The sequence below is a fragment of the Escherichia sp. MOD1-EC6475 genome (assembly GCF_003046645.1).
GTDB classification, from domain to species: Bacteria; Pseudomonadota; Gammaproteobacteria; order Enterobacterales; family Enterobacteriaceae; genus Escherichia; species Escherichia ruysiae.
On the sequence record NZ_PZKQ01000002.1, the window covers coordinates 59,071 to 81,273 of the forward strand.

General features: G+C 54.0%; 23 protein-coding genes. All 23 read left to right on the forward strand.

All coding sequences use genetic code 11. The features are described 5' to 3' along the window. Positions 1-2: 2 nt before the first annotated feature. The gene (locus A7589_RS00415) at positions 3-479 is read left to right on the forward strand and encodes a glycoside hydrolase family 24 protein (protein WP_096965598.1); all 477 of its coding nucleotides are present in this window, start codon (positions 3-5) and stop codon (positions 477-479) included. Next, complete coding sequence (locus tag A7589_RS00420) at positions 476-943, forward strand: lysis protein (protein WP_001341210.1); 468 nt, start codon at positions 476-478, stop codon at positions 941-943. Before A7589_RS00415 ends, A7589_RS00420 begins: the two co-directional genes overlap by 4 nt. After that, on the forward strand, positions 931-1,083 hold the full coding sequence (locus tag A7589_RS00425; RefSeq protein WP_001139675.1) for a hypothetical protein: 153 nt from the start codon (positions 931-933) through the stop codon (positions 1,081-1,083). Before A7589_RS00420 ends, A7589_RS00425 begins: the two co-directional genes overlap by 13 nt. A 675-nt stretch (positions 1,084-1,758) precedes the next feature. Then, on the forward strand, positions 1,759-2,250 hold the full coding sequence (locus tag A7589_RS00435; RefSeq protein WP_000349509.1) for a DUF1441 family protein: 492 nt from the start codon (positions 1,759-1,761) through the stop codon (positions 2,248-2,250). Then, positions 2,250-4,352 carry a phage terminase large subunit family protein gene (locus A7589_RS00440; protein WP_108188679.1) on the forward strand — a complete coding sequence of 701 codons (2,103 nt, stop codon included), beginning with the start codon at positions 2,250-2,252 and terminating at the stop codon, positions 4,350-4,352. The genes A7589_RS00435 and A7589_RS00440 overlap by 1 nt, the downstream gene beginning before the upstream one ends. Then, positions 4,349-4,561 carry a DUF6148 family protein gene (locus tag A7589_RS00445; protein ID WP_001072975.1) on the forward strand — a complete coding sequence of 71 codons (213 nt, stop codon included), beginning with the start codon at positions 4,349-4,351 and terminating at the stop codon, positions 4,559-4,561. The genes A7589_RS00440 and A7589_RS00445 overlap by 4 nt, the downstream gene beginning before the upstream one ends. Beyond that, positions 4,561-6,069: a phage portal protein gene (locus A7589_RS00450; RefSeq protein WP_023147435.1), complete on the forward strand. Its 1,509-nt coding sequence runs from the start codon at positions 4,561-4,563 to the stop codon at positions 6,067-6,069. Before A7589_RS00445 ends, A7589_RS00450 begins: the two co-directional genes overlap by 1 nt. Further along, on the forward strand, positions 6,014-8,041 hold the full coding sequence (locus tag A7589_RS00455; protein ID WP_001360054.1) for a ClpP-like prohead protease/major capsid protein fusion protein: 2,028 nt from the start codon (positions 6,014-6,016) through the stop codon (positions 8,039-8,041). The genes A7589_RS00450 and A7589_RS00455 overlap by 56 nt, the downstream gene beginning before the upstream one ends. An 86-nt stretch (positions 8,042-8,127) precedes the next feature. Then, on the forward strand, positions 8,128-8,451 hold the full coding sequence (locus A7589_RS00460) for a DUF2190 family protein (RefSeq protein ID WP_001097045.1): 324 nt from the start codon (positions 8,128-8,130) through the stop codon (positions 8,449-8,451). Then, complete coding sequence (locus A7589_RS00465; protein ID WP_001283153.1) at positions 8,444-8,719, forward strand: DNA breaking-rejoining protein; 276 nt, start codon at positions 8,444-8,446, stop codon at positions 8,717-8,719. The genes A7589_RS00460 and A7589_RS00465 overlap by 8 nt, the downstream gene beginning before the upstream one ends. Before the next feature lie 11 nt (positions 8,720-8,730). Then, positions 8,731-9,321 (forward strand): phage tail protein, encoded by a 591-nt coding sequence (locus tag A7589_RS00470; RefSeq protein WP_000677120.1) that lies wholly within the window; start codon positions 8,731-8,733, stop codon positions 9,319-9,321. Continuing rightward, complete coding sequence (locus tag A7589_RS00475) at positions 9,318-9,719, forward strand: phage minor tail U family protein (RefSeq protein ID WP_001079410.1); 402 nt, start codon at positions 9,318-9,320, stop codon at positions 9,717-9,719. Before A7589_RS00470 ends, A7589_RS00475 begins: the two co-directional genes overlap by 4 nt. Before the next feature lie 10 nt (positions 9,720-9,729). Continuing rightward, positions 9,730-10,473, forward strand: coding sequence for a phage tail protein (locus A7589_RS00480; RefSeq protein ID WP_000211120.1), 744 nt, complete (start codon positions 9,730-9,732; stop codon positions 10,471-10,473). Between the two features lie 60 nt (positions 10,474-10,533). After that, the gene (gene gpG, locus A7589_RS00485) at positions 10,534-10,920 is read left to right on the forward strand and encodes a phage tail assembly chaperone G (RefSeq protein ID WP_108188682.1); all 387 of its coding nucleotides are present in this window, start codon (positions 10,534-10,536) and stop codon (positions 10,918-10,920) included. 8 nt (positions 10,921-10,928) lie between these two features. After that, a complete protein-coding gene (locus A7589_RS00490; protein ID WP_001161009.1) occupies positions 10,929-11,258 on the forward strand; it encodes a phage tail assembly protein T in 330 nt (109 codons plus the stop codon). After that, entirely contained in the window at positions 11,230-14,286 is a 3,057-nt protein-coding gene (locus A7589_RS00495; RefSeq protein ID WP_049027744.1) for a phage tail tape measure protein, read from the forward strand. Before A7589_RS00490 ends, A7589_RS00495 begins: the two co-directional genes overlap by 29 nt. Further along, positions 14,286-14,615 (forward strand): phage tail protein, encoded by a 330-nt coding sequence (locus A7589_RS00500; protein WP_000447253.1) that lies wholly within the window; start codon positions 14,286-14,288, stop codon positions 14,613-14,615. The genes A7589_RS00495 and A7589_RS00500 overlap by 1 nt, the downstream gene beginning before the upstream one ends. A gap of 9 nt (positions 14,616-14,624) precedes the next feature. Continuing rightward, positions 14,625-15,323: a phage minor tail protein L gene (locus tag A7589_RS00505; protein ID WP_001152385.1), complete on the forward strand. Its 699-nt coding sequence runs from the start codon at positions 14,625-14,627 to the stop codon at positions 15,321-15,323. 4 nt (positions 15,324-15,327) lie between these two features. Next, positions 15,328-16,071, forward strand: coding sequence for a C40 family peptidase (locus A7589_RS00510; RefSeq protein ID WP_032152077.1), 744 nt, complete (start codon positions 15,328-15,330; stop codon positions 16,069-16,071). Then, complete coding sequence (locus A7589_RS00515; protein WP_000741576.1) at positions 15,969-16,616, forward strand: tail assembly protein; 648 nt, start codon at positions 15,969-15,971, stop codon at positions 16,614-16,616. The genes A7589_RS00510 and A7589_RS00515 overlap by 103 nt, the downstream gene beginning before the upstream one ends. A gap of 60 nt (positions 16,617-16,676) precedes the next feature. Next, positions 16,677-20,156: a phage attachment tail tip protein J gene (gene gpJ, locus A7589_RS00520; protein ID WP_108188680.1), complete on the forward strand. Its 3,480-nt coding sequence runs from the start codon at positions 16,677-16,679 to the stop codon at positions 20,154-20,156. 67 nt (positions 20,157-20,223) lie between these two features. After that, positions 20,224-20,823, forward strand: coding sequence for an Ail/Lom family outer membrane beta-barrel protein (locus A7589_RS00525; RefSeq protein WP_108188681.1), 600 nt, complete (start codon positions 20,224-20,226; stop codon positions 20,821-20,823). 64 nt (positions 20,824-20,887) lie between these two features. Then, positions 20,888-22,203, forward strand: a 1,316-nt coding sequence (locus A7589_RS00530) for a prophage tail fiber N-terminal domain-containing protein (RefSeq protein ID WP_201261852.1), incomplete at its 3' end; no start/stop codon positions are given.

Here is a 22,203-nt window from a genome sequence, read left to right on the forward strand (position 1 = left end):
TTATGCAGGCACTAAATTCCCAGCGTAAAGCTTTCCTGGATATGGTGGCATGGTCAGAAGGAACGGATAACGGACGGCAGAAAACCAGAAATCATGGTTATGACGTCATTGTAGGCGGAGAGCTATTTACTGATTACTCCGATCACCCTCGCAAGCTTGTCACGCTAAACCCCAAACTCAAATCAACAGCAGCCGGACGTTATCAGCTTCTTTCACGCTGGTGGGATGCTTACCGTAAGCAGCTTGGCCTGAAAGACTTCTCCCCCAAAAGCCAGGACGCAGTGGCATTGCAGCAGATTAAAGAACGTGGCGCTTTACCGATGATTGATCGCGGTGATATCCGTCAGGCAATCGACCGTTGCAGCAATATCTGGGCTTCACTGCCGGGGGCTGGTTATGGTCAGTTCGAGCATAAGGCTGACAACCTGATTGCAAAATTCAAAGAAGCTGGCGGAATGGTCAGAGAGATTGAGGTATGAGCAGAGTAACCGCGATTATCTCCGCTCTGGTTATCTGCATCATCGTCTGCCTGTCGTGGGCGGTCAATCATTACCGTGATAACGCCATCGCCTACAAAGAACAGCGAGATAAAAAAGTCAGTGAGCTGAAGCAGGCGACCGCCACCATTACTGACATGCAGCAGCGCCAGCGTTCTGCTGATGCACTCGATGCTAAATACACGAAGGAGTTAGCTGATGCGAAAGCTGAAAATGATGCTCTTCGGCGCAAGCTTGATAATGGTGGTCGGGTGTTCGTCAAAGGAAAATGCCCTGTGCCATCCTCAGCCGAAACCTCCAGCGCCTCCGGCATGGGCAATGATGCCACCGTCGAACTCTCTCCAGTTGCTGGACGAAACGTTCTCGGTATCCGGGACGGAATTATCCGCGACCAAACAGCACTGAGAACGCTTCAGGAATACATCAGGACGCAATGCCTTCGATGATAGCGATAATTTTACTCATCATCCTTCACATCTGGCTCTGTAGACAGGATGGTGATCACTTCTGGAGTGAATCCAGATTAAACATCTCATTGCTGATGCTTGATATTGAGCATCTTGCGCGCGGTAAGGGGCTGCGTTGAGATAAGAGCCAGTCATTACAAATACCAGGATTTAGCCTCGCATTCGCGGGGCTTTTTATTGCCATTACAAAAGCCACTCCCTACAGAGTGGCTTTGATAATGGCTTATACCCTACACGGGATAGCTTAACTGATATCCCTTTTAACGGATAAAGGTATTCAAGCCTGACACATCATGCGCTGTATCGTCGCCGTATTCCCGTATTAACAGAGACCGTAGCCCGACGGGGAACTCCTTCTGCGCGAGTGTGCGGGAATAATCAAAAACGATGCACACCGGGTTTTTACCGCGTTTATGGTTCGCGGGTTTGTCCCTCATGCTCGCCAGTCCTGTGCGGGGGTGGAAGAAACAGGACACTTACACAGATTCTTGTGGGCACGATGCTATGCCTTTCTGGATTATCCCGATGCCATTCATGCAAGGCGTTGTATCAGACGTTCGTCAGAGCTGTCAGGCTGACGGGTCCTCCCGGTGGGGTGGCCTGCCACGGGGCGGGAGCGTCGCGGAAAAAGGCTAGTTTTTGCATTTTTATTGGCCACCATCATCTTTGCATCTTATTGATTATTAATGGTTATTTGTTTTTTGTATGTCGAATTGAGTGTTTTTTGTTCGACATCGAACGCGTTTTCTTAAAGTTGTTCGCACGATGCATGTTTAAAGCTCTCCGGAGGAAATATGGATCATGAGTTGAAAAACCTGGTGCTGAATATTAATCAACTGGCGGCTTTATCTGGTCTGCACCGCCAGACTGTCGTGGCAAGACTGAAAAACATTCGTCCCGCTGGTGGACATGACAAACTCAAACTATACCGGTTGACCGATATTCTGACTGAATTTATGGGGTTACCACCGCCGGTTGCTGAGGGCGAAATGGATCCACATGAACGCAAAGCCTGGTATCAGTCTGAACGTGAGCGTCTTAAGTTCGAACAGGAAACGGCACAACTCATTCCGGCCAGTGATGTCAGACGGGAGTTTGCCATCTGGGCAAAAGCGGTCGTGCAGGTGCTGGAGACATTACCGGATATTCTGGAACGTGACTGCGGCCTGCAGCCTGCCGCTGTGAGCCGTGTTCAGTCCATTATTGATGATCTGCGCGATCAGATAGCCCTGCGGGTGACCGAAGCAGGTGCGGATGATGAGGAGGAATTACAGCAGGAGGAGTAATGCTGAATCAGGAAACCGCAAAGGCAGCACGAACCGATTCAGGTTATATCCTTCGCGCACCGAGACGAATGCTGGTTGCTGATGCCGTTGCTCAGTATATGCGGGTGCCCATGGGGGCCGGGAACTCAGTCCCGTGGGATCCGCTGGTGGCACCGTATGTTATTGAGCCGATGAACTGCCTGGCCTCGCGTGAATACGACGCAGTGATATTTGTTGGCCCGGCACGAACTGGCAAGACTATCGGCCTGATTGACGGCTGGGTGATTTACAACGTGATTTGCGATCCTGCGGATATGCTGATCATTCAGATGACGGAGGAAAAAGCCCGCGAACACTCCAAAAAACGACTTGCCAGAACGTTTCGCGTCAGCCCGGAAGTGGTCAGTCGCCTGAGTCCGAACAAAAATGACAACAACGTTTATGACAGAACATTCCTTGCTGGCAACTACCTGAAAATCGGCTGGCCGTCAGTCAATATCATGTCCTCATCAGATTATAAATGCGTGGCGCTGACGGATTATGACCGTTTTCCGGAAGATATTGATGGCGAGGGGGATGCCTTCTCTCTTGCCTCAAAACGTACCACCACATTTATGTCCAGTGGTATGACGCTGGTGGAGAGTTCCCCCGGCAGGGATGTGAAGGATGTGAAATGGCGACGGACTTCACCGCATGAGGCTCCACCAACCACGGGGATACTGTCGCTCTATAACCGTGGCGATCGCCGTCGCTGGTACTGGCCCTGTCCACACTGTGGTGAGTATTTTCAGCCCTGCGGCGATGTGGTTGCTGGTTTCCGTGATATTGCCGATCCCGTGCTGGCAAGTGAGACGGCTTATATTCAGTGTCCTTCCTGTTCAGGACGGATTATGCCTGAACAAAAACGTGAGCTGAACGGACGTGGGGTCTGGTTGCGGGATGGTGAATCCATCAATGCGGATGGCAGTCGTTATGGTGATCCCCGACGCTCACGTATTGCGTCATTCTGGATGGAGGGTCCGGCAGCTGCTTACCAGACACTCTCGCAACTCGTTTACAAACTGCTTACTGCAGAACAGGAATACGAGACAACCGGAAGTGAAGAAACACTCAAGACGGTTATCAATACCGACTGGGGATTACCTTATCTTCCCCGCGCCAGCATGGAGCAACGAAAAAGTGAACTGCTTGAGCAGCGGGCAGAGCCAGTTCCTTCCCGCAGTGTGCCGGATGGCGTTAATTTCCTTGTGGCGACAGTGGATGTGCAGGCGGGACGTCATCGCCGTTTTGTGGTTCAGGTAACGGGCTATGGCAGCCGTGGCGAACGCTGGATTATTGATCGTTACAACATCACGCAGTCATTGCGCGGTGACAGCGACGGGGAGAGCCAGCGAATTGATCCGGCCAGCTATCCGGAAGACTGGGATGTCCTGCTGACGGATGTTTTTCATAAAAGCTGGCCGCTGGCCTCCGATCCTTCTCAACAAATGCGACTGATGGCAATGGCGGTGGACTCCGGCGGTGAGTACGGGGTCACTGATAATGCCTATAAATTCTGGCGTCGTTGCCGTCGTGATGGACTTGGTAAACGTATTTACCTGTTTAAGGGCGACAGCATCCGGCGCGCAAAACTGATCACCCGTACATTCCCTGATAACACCGGACGAACGGGCCGACGGGCGCAGGCCGCAGGTGATGTGCCGCTCTGGCTTCTTCAGACGGATGCCCTGAAAGACCGGGTGAATAACGCGTTATGGCGTGACTCGCCAGGTCCAGGCTATGTGCATTTCCCTGACTGGCTGGGGAGCTGGTTTTACGACGAACTGACGTATGAAGAGCGGAGCAGTGACGGGAAATGGAGTAAGCCGGGTCGCGGTGCCAACGAAGCCTTTGACCTGATGGTGTATGCCGAGGCTCTGGTCATTCTGCATGGATACGAAAAGATCCGCTGGCCGGATGCACCGGAGTGGGCGAGCCGGGAAACCTGGCTGGAGTGTGTCCCGGACAGTACCGAACCGTCACCCTCACCGGAACCGGTATCCACGCCTGTTAAAAAACAAAAACGGAAGAAAACAGTAACTGACGATGTTAACCCCTGGCTGACTTCCGGAGGATGGTTATGAACCAGAATGATATCGAAGCCATGATTCAGCGTTATACGGAAGCTGAAATGGCGGTGCTGGACGGAAAATCCGTCACCTTTAATGGTCAGCAGATGACCATGGAAAACTTATCTGAGATCCGGCAGGGACGGCAGGAGTGGGAGCGCCGCCTTGCGGCTCTGATTACACGACGACGGGGGCATCCCGGGTACCGGCTGGCGAGGTTCTGATGGCTATTCTTGATGATGTGATTGGCGTTTTTTCACCAGGATGGAAAGCGGCAAGGCTGCGTTCCCGTGCGGTGATCCAGGCTTATGAGGCCGTAAAAACGACGCGGACACACAAAGCCCGGCGGGAAAACCGAACTGCCGACCAGTTAAGCCAGTACGGGGCCGTGTCGTTACGTGAGCAGGCCCGCTACCTTGATAACAACCACGATCTGGTTATTGGTGTATTTGACAAGCTGGAAGAACGGGTGGTGGGGAAAAACGGGATTATTGTCGAGCCACATCCGGTATTACGCAATGGGGCCATTGCCCGTGATCTGGCAGCGGAGATTCGCACCCGATGGAGTGAATGGTCTGTCAGCCCGGAAGTCACCGGGCAGTTTACCCGTCCGATGCTGGAACGTCTGATGCTGCGTACCTGGCTGCGCGATGGTGAGGTGTTTGCCCAGATGGTTTCCGGGCGCATAAACAGCCTGACGCCTTCTGCCGGTGTTCATTTCTGGCTGGAGGCGCTCGAGCCAGACTTTATTCCCATGACCAGTGATGAGAGCAACAGGCTGAATCAGGGCGTGTTTGTTGATGACTGGGGGCGTCCCGAAAAATATCTGGTGTATAAAAGCCGTCCCGTATCCGGACGGCAGATGGAAACCAAAGAAGTGGATGCAGAGCGAATGCTGCATCTTAAATTTGTTCGCCGTCTGCACCAGATGCGCGGGACGTCTTTGTTGTCCGGTGTGCTGATCCGCCTCAGTGCCCTGAAAGATTATGAAGATTATGAGCTGACTGCAGCAAGGATCGCCGCTGCTCTGGGGATGTACATCCGGAAAGGCGACGGGCAGAGCTATGAACCGGATGGTAATGGCAGCAAGGAGAATGAACGCGAGCTTACCATTCAGCCAGGCATTATTTACGACGATCTGAAACCCGGCGAAGAAATCGGAATGGTGAAGTCGGATCGTCCCAATCCTAACCTTGAAACTTTTCGTAATGGTCAGTTGCGTGCCGTGGCGGCGGGCAGTCGTCTGAGTTTTTCCAGTACGGCACGCAACTATAACGGCACTTACAGCGCCCAGCGTCAGGAACTGGTTGAGTCTACTGATGGCTACCTGATCCTGCAGGACTGGTTTATTGGTGCCGTCACCCGCCCGATGTATCGTGCCTGGCTGAAACAGGCTGTGGCATCCGGTGTTATCAGGCTACCCCGCGATCTTGACCGTTCTTCACTGTATACCGCGGTGTATTCCGGACCGGTGATGCCGTGGATTGACCCTGTTAAGGAGGCTGAGGCCTGGAAAATCCAGATTCGTGGTGGAGCGGCGACAGAATCAGACTGGGTACGTGCTGGTGGTCGTAATCCGGATGATGTCAAACGTCGGCGCAAGGCCGAAATTGATGAAAACCGCAAGCTGGATCTGGTATTTGATACCGATCCGGCCAGTGATAAAGGAGGCAGCAGTGCCGCAACGAAACGACAGGAGCCGCAGCACACCGACGACCAGTCCGAAGAATAATTCCTGGTTCAGGATGCAGGCTGGTCACCAGAGTGACGCGGATATTTATATTTATGACGAGATTGGTTTCTGGGGTGTTACAGCGAAGCAGTTTATCAGTGATCTGAATGCACTGGGCGATATCACCCACATTAATCTCCATATTAATTCACCGGGTGGCGATGTCTTTGAAGGCATCGCCATTTTTAATGCGCTGAAAACACATGGTGCGTCCATTACCGTTTATGTCGACGGTGTGGCGGCGTCAATGGCGTCGGTCATTGCGATGGTGGGAAACCCGGTCATTATGCCGGAAAACACCTTCATGATGATTCATAAACCATTTGGCTTTACGGGCGGTGATGCGGAGGACATGCGCACCTATGCCGACCTGCTCGATAAGGTTGAGGCGGTTCTGTTACCCGCTTATGCACAGAAAACCGGGAAAACCACCGATGAAATTGCTGCCATGCTGGCGGATGAGACCTGGATGTCCGGTGCCGAATGTCTGGCACATGGATTTGCTGATCAGGTAACGCCAGCCGTTAAGGCAATGGCATGTATTCAGTCAAAACGTACAGAGGAATTTAAAAAGATGCCGGAATCCATTCGAAACATGATTACTCCGCCACGCAACAGTGCTCCACGCGTACAGGATGATGAACCTGCAGCCTCCCGGACGCCAGTGCAGGCAGCAGCACCCGTGGTGGATGAAAACAGTATCCGTGCGCAGGTACTGGCAGAGCAAAAAGCGCGTGTAAACGGTATTAATGATCTGTTTGCCATGTTTGGCGGGCGTTATCAGACACTGCAGGCTCAGTGTCTTGCCGATCCTGAATGTTCGCTGGAGCAGGCCCGCGAAAAGCTGTTGAACGAGATGGGGCGCGAGTCCACGCCATCCAATAAAAATACCCCGGCTCATATTTATGCCGGTAACGGTAATTTTGTGGGGGACGGGATCCGCCAGGCGCTGATGGCGCGTGCCGGATTTGAAAAAACCGAACGTGATAATGTCTACAACGGGATGACCCTGCGTGAATATGCCCGTATGTCACTGACTGAACGGGGTATTGGGGTTTCCAGTTATAACCCGATGCAGATGGTCGGTGCGGCGTTCACACACAGTACGTCTGACTTCGGTAATATTCTGCTGGATGTTGCGAACAAAGCCATTTTGCAGGGCTGGGAAGATGCCCCTGAAACCTATGAACAGTGGACGCGGAAAGGTCAGTTGTCTGATTTTAAAATTGCCCATCGTGTGGGTATGGGGGGCTTCAGTGCTCTGCGTCAGGTGCGTGAAGGGGCGGAATATAAATACGTCACCACCGGAGATAAACAGGCCACTATTGCACTGGCGACCTATGGCGAGCTGTTCAGTATCACCCGTCAGGCCATTATCAATGATGATCTGAATATGCTGACCGATGTCCCGATGAAACTGGGCCGTGCGGCGAAATCCACTATTGCCGATCTGGTTTATGCCATTCTGACGTCTAACCCGAAAATCTCCACAGATAATGTAAGTCTGTTCGATAAAGCGAAACATGCAAACGTACTGGAGAGCGCTGCAATGGACGTGGCATCGCTGGATAAAGCCCGCCAGTTGATGCGCGTTCAGAAAGAGGGGGAGCGTCATCTGAATATTCGTCCTGCGTTCGTACTGGTACCGACGGCGATGGAGTCTGTTGCTAACCAGGTCATTCGCTCCTCAAGTGTCAAGGGGGCTGACATTAACGCCGGTATTATTAACCCGGTGAAAGATTTTGCGACCGTTATTGCAGAGCCTCGTCTTGATGATAACAGCCAGACCACTTTCTACCTGGCTGCGTCCAAAGGCTCCGATACGATTGAAGTGGCTTATCTCAACGGTGTGGATACGCCATATATTGATCAGATGGAGGGCTTCAGTGTGGATGGCGTGACAACGAAAGTGCGTATTGACGCCGGTGTCGCGCCAGTTGATCACCGCGGTCTGGTGAAATGTACGGCGTAAACGTCGCAGACAACAACTCTGATGGCCCGTAAGGGCTTTTTTTGTACCTGAAATCAGCCCCTGAACGGGGCTGTGCGGAGACAGTTATGGCAAAGAATTTTGTAGAAGAAGGAAAAACGGTGGCGATTGTTGCCAGTGCAGCCATCAGCAGCGGAGATCTGGTGCAGGTGGGCGATGTTTTTGCGGTGGCGCTGACCGATATTCCACAGGGTGAAACAGGCGACGGCCTGACCGAAGGTGTGTTTATGCTGCCTAAGCTGAAAACGGATGACATGAAAACGGGTAAGAAGGTTTATCTGAAGTCCGGAAAAGTTCAGCTGACTAACAGCGGCTCTGATCCGCTGGTCGGGGTTGTCTGGGCAGATGCCGGAACCAGTGCAGAAGAAGTGCCGGTAAAACTCAATGTCTGATCCCTTTTCCCGGTTGGCAGCGCGTATGGATGCTATCACGGTCAGAAAGATGGGAAAGACAGCCTCGATTAATGATGTCGATATGACTGTGATCCCGGGAGAAACACTGGCAGAGCTGAATGCTCTGTCCGGGCCTGCGGTCTCTCTGGTGGTGTTTTCTTCGGGATACCGCCCACGGCGCGGGGATCGCGTTGTTTATGACGGACAACAATGGACGGTCACACGGCATGAACGCTTTAACGGTAAGCCAATGATCTTTATTGAGTAAAGAGGTGTGGGATGAAGGGGCTTGAGAATGCCATCCGCAATCTGAACAGCCTTGATACCCGTATGGTGCCACAGGCCAGCGCATGGGCGATAAACCGTGTGGCACAGAAAGCGGTCTCGGTTGCCACCCGGCAGGTTGCCGGGAATACCGTTGCGGGAGATAACCAGGTGAAAGGGATCCCCCTGAAACTGGTACGTCAGCGTGTCCGGGTGTTTAAAGCCAGTCCGTCAGGAAAAATGACGGCCAGGATCCGCGTTAACCGGGGCAATCTGCCCGCCATCAAACTGAACACAACACGGCGGCGTGCTGGTGAAGGACTGAGAGTGGGAAAATACTTTTTCCGGGGGGCATTTGTTCAGCAACTGGCGAATGGCCGCTGGCATGTTCTGAGGCGTCTTCCTGAAGCGCGTTTTGCAACAGGGCATGACCATCAGGGCAGGCCAAGAAAAAATCGTCTTCCTGTGGAGGTAGTGAAAATCCCGCTGTCCGGACCGCTGACACAGGCATTTGAAGATGCCCGCGACCGCATCATTGCTGCGGAAATGCCGAAACAGCTGGGGTATGCACTGAAACAACAACTGAGATTATGGCTGACCCGATGAACCGACATACACAAATCCGCCAGGTCGTACTGGCACGCCTTCGGGAACAGTGTGGAGACAGCGCCACGTTTTTTGACGGGCTTCCGGCATTTATTGATGCGCAGGAACTGCCTGCCGTGGCGGTGTGGCTGAGTGATGCTCAGTACACCGGAAAAATGACGGATGAAGATGACTGGCAGGCTGTTCTGCATATTGCCGTCTTCATCCGGGCACAGGCACCGGATTCAGAGCTGGATATGTGGATGGAGAGCACCATTTTTCCTGCCCTGAATGATATACCGGCACTTTCCGGACTCATCGACACCCTGATCCCACTCGGTTTTAACTATCAACGTGATAATGAGATGGCCACCTGGGCGATGGCGGAAATCACGTACCAGATCACGTACACGAATTAAGGAGGTGGTAATGACCACACCAAATCCACTGGCAAAGACGAAAGGTGCGGGGACGACGTTCTGGATGTATACCGGCAACGGCGATGCGTTTGCGAATCCTTTGTCGGACACTGACTGGCTGCGTCTTGCGATGGTGAAGGATCTGCAACCTGGCGAAATGACCGCTGATGCAGAAGATGACACTTATCTCGATGATGAAGATGCAGACTGGAAAACGACAACCCAGGGGCAGAAATCCGTCGGTGATACTTCGGCGACGCTGGCCTGGCGTCCGGGTGACAGCGGGCAGAAAAAACTGGTTCAGTTGTTCGACTCCGGTGAAGTCTGCGCGTTTCGTATCAAATATCCCAACGGCACTGTTGATGTTTTCCGTGGCTGGCTGAGCTCACTGGGTAAAACCATTGCCTCAAAAGACGTGATGACCCGCACAGTGAAAATCAGCGGTGTGGGGCGTCCGTATCTGGCAGAGGAAGGCACTGAAACTGTGGGCGTTACCGGGCTGACGGTGGCACCGGCATCTGCCAGTGTAAAAGTGGGAGCAACCACCACGCTGACCTTTACAGTAAAACCTGACGGAGCCAGTGACAAAGCGATCAGTGTGCATTCGACAGATCCACAGACTGCCACGGTGACCCTGAACGGGCTTGTGGCCACGGTGAAAGGCGTGAAGCAGGGCAGTGTCAGCATTGTGGGCATGACTTCTGACGGCGATTTTGTGGCAGTGGCTGCGGTGGCTGTCAGCGCCGCAGGTTAACAGGACGATACTCATCATTTGCCCCGGTTATCCGGGGCTTTTTTGCAGGTGGAGAACATGATGTTTCTGAAACAGGGCACGTTTAATTATGAAAAGCAGTCCGTGGTGCTCAGTGAGCTATCCGGGCTGCAGAGAATTGAATATCTGGCGTTTGTTCAGCAGCTAACGGCAAAGTTTGATGCCGAAGAGGGAGAACTGCCGGAGGCTGAACGACAGATTGCTTTTCTGCGGATGGGGATGGATATCAATGCCTGGCTGGTTTCCCGCTCACTGTGGAATGCGGAACAGTCTCAGGATGTTGAGACGCTTTGCGCATCCGTTATTACAACATGGTCGTATGATGCCCTGGGAGCGGGGGCGGAGATGGTTCTGTCGCTGAGCGGTATGGGAGCCATTGAGAATGCCGGGGATTTGGAGCATGAGGTGCTGACGCCGGAAAAGTCCTGACGCGGGAAATGCAGTTTGTCATGCGGCTTGCCCGGGAGTTCCGGCGGGCAGACTGGCGGCGGATGCTGTCGGAAATGTCGGCCACTGAGCTTGGTGAGTGGGGCGATTATTTCCGGATGCAGAGCTTCAGTGATGTGTGGATGGATGCGCAGTTTGCCTCGCTGAAGGCATTGATCGTGAGAATGGTGTCCGGTAGCAGTGATGCTGCGGTGGCTGATTTCAGCCTTTTACCGGAAGAGAACGGGATACCGGAGCGAACGGACGAAGAACTGATGCATCTTGGGGAAGGTATTTCCGGAGGTGTGCGTTATGGACCAGATAGCCAACCTGGTCATTGATTTGGGGATTGATGCGGCAGAGTTTAAAAATGAAATTCCCCGTATCAAAAACCTTCTGAATGGTGCAGCCAGCGATGCAGAACGGTCTTCTGCCCGTATGCAGCGTTTTATGGAGCGTCAGACTCAGGCCGCCCGGCAGACAATGCAGGCGGCTTCTTCGGCTGCAACAGCCGCATCCGTCCATGCGCAGACGGTGGAGAAGAGCGCACAGGCTCATGAACGCATGGCCCGCGAGGTGGAGCAAACCCGCCAGCGTATGGAGGCACTGAGCCAGAAAATGCGCGAGGAACAGGCGCAGGCCATGGCTCTGGCGGAGGCTCAGGATAAAGCGGCTGCCGCGTTTTATCGTCAGATTGACAGTGTGAAACAGGCCAGTGCGGGGCTGCAGGAATTACAGCGTATTCAGCAGCAGATCCGACAGGCCAGAAACAGTGGCGGGATTGGTCAGCAGGATTATCTGGCGCTGATTTCTGAGGTTACGGCGAAAACCCGTGTTCTTACACAGGCTGAGGAAGAGGCTACCCGACAGAAATTGGCGTTTATCCGTCAGCTTAAAGAGCAGGCAACCCGCCAGAATCTTTCTTCTTCTGAGTTGCTTCGTGCTAAGGCAGCCCAGCTGGGGGTAAGCAGTGCTGCAGAAGTGTATATCCGCAAAATGGAGCAGGCAGGAAAAGCCACGCATTCGCTGGGTCTGAAAAGTGCAGCGGCCCGTCAGGAGATAGGCGTTCTGATAGGTGAACTGGCCCGCGGCAATTTAGGGGCGCTGAGGGGATCCGGAATAACGCTGGCTAACCGTGCCGGGTGGATAGACACATTGATGTCACCGAAAGGCATGATGCTTGGCGGGGTTATTGGCGGTATTGCCGCGGCTGTCTATGGTCTGGGTAAAGCCTGGTATGACGGTCAGAAGGAGGGGGAAGAATTTAACCGCCAGCTGTCGCTGACGGGGCATTATGCCGGAGTCACTGCCGGGCAGCTGTGGACGCTCAGTCGTGCTATTTCCGGGAATGGTATCACGCAACATGCTGCAGCCGGTGCGCTGGCTCAGGTGGTGGGGAGTGGTGCATTTCGTGGAAACGATATCGGTATGGTGGCGAGAGCTGCCGCACAGATGGAGCGATCGGTTGGCCAGTCGGTCAGCGATACCATAAATCAGTTTAAGCGGCTGAAGGATGATCCTGTAAATGCCGCGAAGGCTCTGGACAATGAGCTGCATTTTCTTACTGCCACTCAGCTTGAGCAGATACGCGTCCTTGGGGAACAGGGGCGGTCCAGTGATGCGGCACGGATAGCCATGTCTGCACTGGCAGAGGAAACCGGTCGGCGTACTGCGGATATTGATAATAACCTCAATGCGCTGGGCAGTACGCTGAAGTATCTGTCTGATTTATGGAGTCGTTTCTGGGATGCGGCCATGAATATTGGTCGTGAAGACTCGCTGGATGAACAGATTGCCGCTTTACAGGAGAAAGTGTCGCGGGCGAAAAGACTCCCCTGGACGGCATCATCTTCTCAGGTTGAGTACGATCAGCAGCGTCTTAACGAGCTTCAGGAGAAAAAACGCCAGAAGGATTTGCAGGATGCAAAAGAGCAGGCAGAGCGGAATTATCAGGAGCAACAGAAACGCCGTAATGCTGAAAATGCTGCACTGAACCGGATGAATGAAACGGAAGCAGCACGACATCAGCGTGAAATTGCGCGTATTAATGCCATGCAGTACGCCGATCAGGCTGTCAGGGATGCGGCGATACAACGTGAAAATGAACGTTACGAGAAAGCCCTGGCATCCGGTAAGAAAAAAACACGCGAAACCCGTAATGATGAGGCCACCCGGTTATTGCTGCAGTACAGTCAGCAACAGGCACAGGTGGAAGGACAGATTGCTGCTGCAAGACAGTCAGCAGGCATTGCCACTGACAGGATGACAGAAGCGCATAAACAGCTTCTGGCTCTGCAGCAGCGCATCAGCGATCTGGACGGGAAAAAACTGACGGCAGATGAAAAGAGTGTGCTGGCCCGTAAAGATGAACTGATTCAGGCACTGACGCTGCTGGATGTAAAACAGCAGGAGCTTCAGAAACAGACGGCACTCAACGATCTGAAGAAAAAAACAATTCAGCTGACCAGTCAACTGGCTGAAGAAGAGCGCGCTCAGCGTCAGCAACATGACCTGGATATCGCCACGGTTGGTATGGGTGATCAGCAGCGGCAGCGATATCAGGTACAACTGAGTCTTCGCCAGAAATACCAGCAACAGCTGGAGCAGTTGAGGCGGGATAGTGAGCAGAAAGGGACATATAACACGGATGACTACAGAAAGGCCGAGCAGGCGCTGACGGAGAGCCTGAACCGACAACTGAATGAGAATCGCCGTTACTGGCAACAGCTTGAAATTGCTCAGGGTAACTGGAAAAACGGAGTCCTGCGTGCACTCCAGAATGTCACTGAGAATGCGGATAACACAGCCGGGACAGTGGAACAGTTGTTCACGTCTGCGTTCAGTAGCATGAGTGATTGGCTGGCGACATTCTGTACTACAGGCAAACTCAATTTCAAATCTTTTACTTCTTCTGTGCTGTCAGATATGTCCAGAATCATGGCTCAGATAGCTTTAATGAAAGCGGTAAAAGGCATTGCTTCCGCGCTGCCTTTTGATTTTGTAGCCAATGCTGATGGCGGTGTTTATCAGTCGGCTGATTTGAGTCGCTACAGTGGCACGGTGGTTAACCGTCCGACGTTTTTTGCTTTTGCAAAAGGCGCGGGTGTGATGGGGGAAGCTGGACCTGAAGCCATTCTGCCACTGCGTCGTGGTGCTGACGGTAAGCTGGGGGTTGTGGCGGATATTGGTGGTTCAGGTATGGCGATGTTTGCCCCGCAGTACAACATCGAGATCAATAACGATGGCACGAACGGGCAGATAGGTCCGGCTGCCCTGAAGGTGGTTTATGATCTCGGGAAAAAAGCGGCAGCGGACTTTATGCAACAGCAGGCCCGTGATGGTGGTCGGTTAAGTGGAGCATATCGGTAATGGAGACGTTTCACTGGAAAGTGCGCCCGGATATGAATGTGGTATCAGAGCCGAAAGTGGTGACAGTGAAGCTGGGCGATGGTTATGAACAGCGTCGTGCGGCGGGACTGAATAACCAGTTGTCGACTTACAGCGTGACGATACGTGTTCGTAAATGTGAACACCCATCTTTAAAAGCCTTTCTGGAACGGCACGGTGGCGTCCGCGCATTTCAGTGGACGCCACCTTATGACTGGAAGCCGATCAGGGTGGTTTGTCGTAAATGGTCGGCAAGCGTGGGGGCGTTGTGGGTAACCATAACGGCAGATTTTGAACAGGTCGTGGCATAGGAGGCTCTGATGCAGGATATTCCACAGGAAACACATCATGAGACGACACGCCTCACTCAGTCAGCCCAGGTGGTGCTCTGGGAAATCGATCTGACAGAGGTCGGTGGTGAACGTTATTTTTTCTGTAATGAGCAGAACGAAAAAGGTGAGCCGGTTACCTGGCAGGGGCGGCAGTATCAGGCATACCCCATTCAGGGGACGGGATTTGAACTGAACGGCAAGGGCAGTGCTGCCCGTCCGACACTGACGGTTTCTAACCTGCACGGAATGGTCACCGGGATGGCGGAAGACCTGCAGAGTCTGGTCGGCGGAACGGTGGTCAGGCGTAAGGTTTACGCCCGTTTTCTGGATGCGGTGAACTTCGTCAACGGAAACAGTGACGCCGATCCGGAGCAGGAGGTGATCAGCCGCTGGCGCATCGAGCAGTGCAGCGAACTGAGCGCGGTCAGTGCCTCTTTTGTACTGTCCACGCCGACGGAAACGGACGGTGCTGTTTTTCCTGGGCGCATCATGCTGGCTAATACCTGCACCTGGACCTATCGCGGTGATGAGTGCGGTTATCACGGTCCGGCTGTCGCTGATGAATATGACCAGCCGACGTCCGATATCACGAAGGATAAATGCAGCAAATGCCTGAGTGGTTGTAAGTTTCGCAATAACGTCGGCAACTTTGGCGGCTTCCTTTCCATTAACAAACTTTCGCAGTAATCCCATGACACAGACAGAATCAGCGATTCTGGCGCACGCCCGGCGATGTGCGCCAGCGGAGTCGTGCGGCTTCGTGGTGAGAACGCCGGAGGGGGAAAGATATTTTCCCTGCGTGAATATCTCCGGTGAGCCGGAGGCGTATTTCCGGATGTCGCCGGAGGACTGGCTGCGGGCAGAGATGCAGGGTGAGATTGTGGCGCTGGTCCACAGCCACCCCGGTGGTCTGCCCTGGCTGAGTGAGGCTGACAGGCGGCTGCAGGTGCAGAGCGATTTGCCTTGGTGGCTGGTCTGCCGGGGTGAGATTCATAAGTTCCGCTGTGTGCCGCATCTCACCGGGCGGCGCTTTGAGCACGGGGTGACGGACTGTTACACGCTGTTCCGGGATGCTTATCATCTGGCGGGGATTGAGATGCCGGATTTTCATCGCGGGGATGACTGGTGGCGTCACGGTCAGAATCTCTATCTGGATAATCTGGAGGCCACAGGGCTGTATCAGGTGCCGTTGTCAGCGGCGCAGCCGGGCGATGTGCTGCTGTGCTGTTTTGGTTCATCGGTGCCGAATCATGCCGCCATTTACTGTGGTGACGGCGAGCTGCTGCACCATATTCCTGAACAACTGAGCAAACGAGAGAGGTATACCGACAAATGGCAGCGACGCACACACTCCCTCTGGCGTCACCGGGCATGGCACGCATCTGCCTTTACGGGGATTTGCAACGATTTGGCCGCCGCATCGACCTTCGTGTGAAAACGGGGGCCGAAGCCATCCGGGCGCTGGCCACACAGCTCCCGGCGTTTCGTCAGAAACTGAATGACGGCTGGTATCAGGTGCGCATTGCCGGGCGTGATGCAGGTGAAACCGAATTATCTGCCCGTCTTAATGAGCCGCTGGCAAATGGTGCCGTGATCCATATCGTGCCGCGTCTGGCGGGAGCTAAAAGTGGCGGTGTATTTCAGGTGGTGCTGGGGGCGGCGTTGATTGCGGTGGCATGGTGGAACCCTGTGGGCTGGCTGGGTGCCGCGGCTGTATCGGGCATGTATGCGGCAGGGGCCAGTATGATCCTGGGCGGTGTGGCGCAGATGCTGGCACCGAAAGCCAGGACGTCCACGGCAGCCAGTACAGATAACGGCAAACAGAACACCTATTTTTCCTCACTGGATAACATGGTTGCTCAGGGCAATGTTTTGCCTGTTCTGTACGGTGAAATGCGTGTGGGGTCGCGGGTGGTTTCTCAGGAGATCAGCACGGCAGACGAAGGGGACGGTGGTCAGGTTGTGGTGATTGGTCGCTGATGCAAAATGTTTTATGTGAAACCGCCTCCGGGCGGTTTTGTCGTTTATGGAGCATGACGAATGGGTAAAGGCAGCAGTAAGGGGCATACCCCGCGAGAAGCGAAGGACAACCTGAAATCCACGCAGTTGCTGAGTGTGATTGATGCCATCAGTGAAGGGCCGATTGAAGGTCCGGTGGATGGATTAAAAAGCGTGCTGCTGAACAGTACGCCGGTGCTGGACACTGAGGGGAATACCAACATCTCCGGTGTCACAGTGGTGTTCCGGGCAGGTGAGCAGGAGCAGACACCGCCGGAGGGCTTTGAATCATCAGGTTCCGAGACGGTACTGGGTACGGAAGTGAAATACGACACGCCGATCACCCGGACCATCACGTCTGCAAACATCGACCGTCTGCGCTTTACCTTCGGTGTGCAGGCTCTGGTGGAAACCACCTCAAAGGGTGACCGGAATCCGTCGGAAGTCCGCCTGCTGGTTCAGATACAACGTAACGGTGGCTGGGTGACGGAAAAAGACATCACCATTAAAGGCAAAACCACCTCACAGTATCTGGCCTCGGTGGTGGTGGATAACCTGCCGCCGCGCCCGTTTAATATCCGGATGCGCAGGATGACGCCGGACAGCACCACAGACCAGCTGCAGAACAAAACGCTCTGGTCGTCATACACCGAAATCATCGATGTGAAACAGTGCTACCCGAACACGGCACTGGTCGGCGTGCAGGTGGACTCGGAACAGTTCGGCAGTCAGCAGGTGAGCCGTAATTATCATCTTCGCGGGCGCATTCTGCAGGTGCCGTCGAACTATAACCCGCAGACGCGGCAATACAGCGGTATCTGGGACGGAACGTTAAAACCGGCATACAGCAACAACATGGCCTGGTGTCTGTGGGATATGCTGACCCATCCGCGCTACGGCATGGGGAAACGTCTTGGTGCGGCAGATGTGGATAAATGGGCGCTGTATGTCATCGGCCAGTACTGCGACCAGTCAGTGCCGGACGGCTTTGGCGGCACGGAGCCACGCATCACCTGTAATGCGTACCTGACCACACAGCGCAAGGCGTGGGATGTACTCAGTGATTTCTGCTCGGCGATGCGCTGTATGCCGGTATGGAACGGGCAGACGCTGACGTTCGTGCAGGACCGACCATCAGATAAGGTGTGGACCTATAACCGCAGTAATGTGGTGATGCCGGATGATGGTGCGCCGTTCCGCTACAGCTTCAGCGCCCTGAAGGACCGCCATAATGCCGTTGAGGTGAACTGGATTGACCCGAATAACGGCTGGGAGACGGCGACAGAGCTTGTGGAGGACACGCAGGCCATTGCCCGTTACGGTCGTAACGTCACGAAGATGGATGCTTTTGGCTGTACCAGCCGGGGGCAGGCACACCGCGCCGGGCTGTGGCTGATTAAAACGGAGCTGCTGGAAACGCAGACCGTGGACTTCAGCGTGGGCGCAGAAGGGCTTCGCCATGTACCGGGCGATGTCATTGAAATCTGCGATGATGACTATGCCGGTATCAGCACCGGTGGTCGCGTGCTGGCGGTGAACAGCCAGACCCGGACGCTGACGCTCGACCGTGAAATCACGCTGCCATCCTCCGGTACCACGCTGATAAGCCTGGTTGACGGAAGTGGCAATCCGGTCAGCGTGGAGGTTCAGTCCGTCACCGACGGCGTGAAGGTAAAAGTGAGCCGTGTTCCTGACGGTGTTGCCGAATACAGCGTATGGGGGCTGAAGCTGCCGACGCTGCGCCAGCGCCTGTTCCGCTGTGTGAGTATCCGTGAGAACGATGACGGCACGTATGCCATCACTGCCGTGCAGCATGTGCCGGAGAAAGAAGCCATCGTGGATAACGGGGCGCACTTTGACGGCGACCAGAGCGGAACGGTGAACGGTGTCACGCCGCCAGCGGTGCAGCACCTGACCGCCGAAGTCACCGCAGACAGCGGGGAATATCAGGTGCTGGCGCGCTGGGACACGCCGAAGGTGGTGAAGGGCGTGAGCTTCCTGCTTCGCCTGACCGTGGCAGCGGATGACGGCAGTGAGCGGCTGGTCAGCACGGCCCGGACGACGGAAACCACATACCGCTTCAGGCAACTGGCGCTGGGAAATTACAGGCTGACAGTCCGGGCGGCAAATGCCTGGGGGCAGCAGGGCGATCCGGCATCGGTATCGTTCCGGATTGCCGCACCGGCAGCGCCATCGCGGATTGAGCTGACGCCGGGCTATTTTCAGATAACCGCCACGCCGCATCTCGCCGTTTATGATCCGACGGTACAGTTTGAGTTCTGGTTCTCAGAAAAGCGGATTGCGGATATCAGGCAGGTTGAAACCACAGCCCGCTATCTTGGCACGGCGCTGTACTGGATAGCTGCCAGTATCAATATCAAGCCGGGCCATGATTATTATTTTTACATCCGCAGTGTGAACACCGTTGGCAAATCTGCATTCGTGGAGGCTGTTGGCCAGCCGAGTGATGATGCATCCGGCTATCTGGATTTTTTCAAAGGAGAGATAGGGAAAACCCATCTGGCTCAGGAGTTGTGGACGCAGATTGATAACGGTCAGCTTGCGCCTGACCTGGCGGAAATCAGAACGTCCATCACGGATGTCAGTAATGAAATCACGCAGACCGTCAATAAGAAACTGGAAGACCAGAGTGCAGCGATCCAGCAGATACAGAAGGTTCAGGTTGATACAAATAATAACCTGAACAGCATGTGGGCTGTGAAGCTGCAGCAGATGCAGGACGGACGCCTTTATATCGCGGGTATTGGTGCCGGTATTGAAAACACCCCTGACGGCATGCAGAGTCAGGTGCTGCTGGCGGCAGACAGGATTGCGATGATTAATCCTGCGAATGGCAACACAAAGCCGATGTTTGTTGGGCAGGGCGATCAGATATACATGAATGAAGTGTTCCTGAAATATCTGACGGCTCCCACCATTACCAGCGGCGGTAATCCTCCGGCATTTTCCCTGACACCGGACGGGCGGCTGACGGCGAAAAATGCCGATATCAGCGGTAACGTGAATGCGAACTCCGGGACGCTCAACAACGTCACGATTAACGAGAACTGTCGGGTTCTGGGAAAACTGTCCGCCAACCAGATTGAAGGCGATCTCGTTAAAACAGTGGGCAAAGCTTTCCCCCGGGACTCCCGTGCACCGGAGCGGTGGCCATCAGGGACCATTACCGTCAGGGTTTATGACGATCAGCCGTTTGACCGGCAAATTGTTATTCCAGCGGTGGCTTTCAGCGGTGCCAGACATGAGCGGGAGAATAGCGATACTTATTCGTCATGCCGCCTGATAGTGAAGAAAAACGGGGCTGAAATTTATAACCGAACGGCTCTGGATAATACGCTGATATACACGGGTGTTATTGATATGCCTGCAGGCAGTGGCGTAATGACACTGGAGTTTTCTGTATCAGCATGGTGGGTAAATGACTGGTATCCCACAGCAAGTATCAGCGATTTGCTGGTTGTTGTGATGAAGAAAGCCACTGCAGGCATCACGATTAGCTGAATTTTATAACCCAGATACGGGCGCCAGAAATGGCGCCTTTTTTATTGCAGAAAAGCGAGAGGTAATTATGCGTAAATTATGTGCTGTTATTCTGTCCGCAGTAGTCTGGCTGGTTGCCGCTGGTACGCCAGCGAGCGCAGCAGAGCATCAGTCCACACTAAGCGCCGGGTATCTTCAGTCCCATACTGATATGCCCGGCAACGATGACCTGAAGGGCATTAACGTGAAATACCGTTATGAATTTACGGACACGCTGGGGCTGGTGACGTCATTCAGCTATGCCGGAGACAATAATCGCCAGATTACCCGTTACAGCGATACCCGTTGGCATGAAGATTCAGTGCGTAACCGCTGGTTCAGCGTGATGGCGGGGCCGTCTGTACGCGTGAATGAATGGTTCAGTGCTTATGCGATGGCAGGTGTGGCTTACAGCCGTGTTTCGACGTTCTCCGGGGATTATCTCCGCGTAACTGACAACAAGGGGAAAACGCACGATGTGCTGACCGGAAGTGATGACGATCGCCACAGCAACACGTCTCTGGCGTGGGGAGCTGGCGTGCAGTTTAACCCGACCGAATCCGTGGCCATTGATATTGCTTATGAAGGTTCCGGCAGTGGCGACTGGCGTACTGACGGTTTCATCGTGGGTGTCGGTTATAAATTCTGATTAGCCAGGTAACACAGTGTTATGACAGCCCGCCGGTTCAGGCGGGCTTTTTTGTGGAGTGGATATGGCAGCAGTAAAAATCTCAGGCGTGCTGAAAGACGGTGCAGGAAAACCAATACAGAACTGCACTATTCAACTGAAGGCAAAGCGTAACAGCACCACGGTACTGGTGAACACGGTGGCCTCTGAAAATCCGGATGAAGCCGGACGTTACAGCATGGATGTCGAGTATGGCCAGTACAGCGTCGCCCTGCTGGTTGAAGGTTTTCCGCCTTCACATGCCGGGATCATTACCGTGTATGAAGGTTCCAGACCAGGTACGCTGAATGATTTTCTCGGTGCCATGACGGAAGATGATGTCATGCCGGAGGCATTGCGTCGTTTTGAGGCAATGGTGGAAGAAGCGGCACGCAACGCCGAAGCCGCCTCTCAGAGCGCAGCGGCGGCAAAGAAATCCGAAACTGCAGCGGCATCATCGAAGAACGCGGCGAAAACCTCAGAAACGAATGCAGCTAACAGCGCACAGGCAGCAGCGGCCTCACAGACTGCATCGGCAAACTCCGCGACAGCAGCCCAAAAATCAGAAACCAACGCGAAAAATAGCGAAACAGCCGCGAAGGCGAGCGAAACTAACGCAAAGTCCAGCCAGACGGCAGCGAAGACCAGCGAAACGAATGCCAAAGTCAGTGAAACTGCGGCGAAAAACAGCCAGGCTGCAGCAGCTGAAAGCGAGAGCGCAGCAGCCGGTTCTGCGACTTCAGCAGCTGGATCAGCAACTGCTGCGGCTAACAGCCAGAAAGCCGCGAAGACGAGTGAAACTAACGCAAAGTCCAGCCAGACGGCAGCGAAGACCAGCGAAACGAATGCTAAAGCAAGCGAAACTGCGGCGAAAAGCAGTCAGGATGCAGCAGCCCAAAGCGAGAATGCCGCAGCTGGTTCTGCAACAGCGGCAGCTAATAGCCAAAAAGCTGCAAAAACCAGTGAAACTAACGCAAAGACGAGTGAAACAAAAGCAGCAGCCAGCGAGACAGAAGCAACGTCAGCCGCAACAAGAGCAGAGAATGCAGCCCGGATTGCAGAGGATGCCGCTGATCCCGTTTCTGTCCCTCCGCTTCCTGATATCTGGCTACCCTTGAATGATTCTCTGGAAGCGATAACAGGGTATGCCCCGGGCTATAAAACAATAACCATCGGCAGTGATGAAATAACAATGCCTGTTAATGGCATATGCCAATTTAGCCGGGCTTCATCTGCAACGTATATTGATAAGTCCGGGCATATTACCGTGGCAGGGAATAACGTTCCTCGTTTTGAAAAATATGGTTTGCTGATAGAGAATCAGCGAACAAACATGTTCGTAAATAGTTTTAATCCTGATGC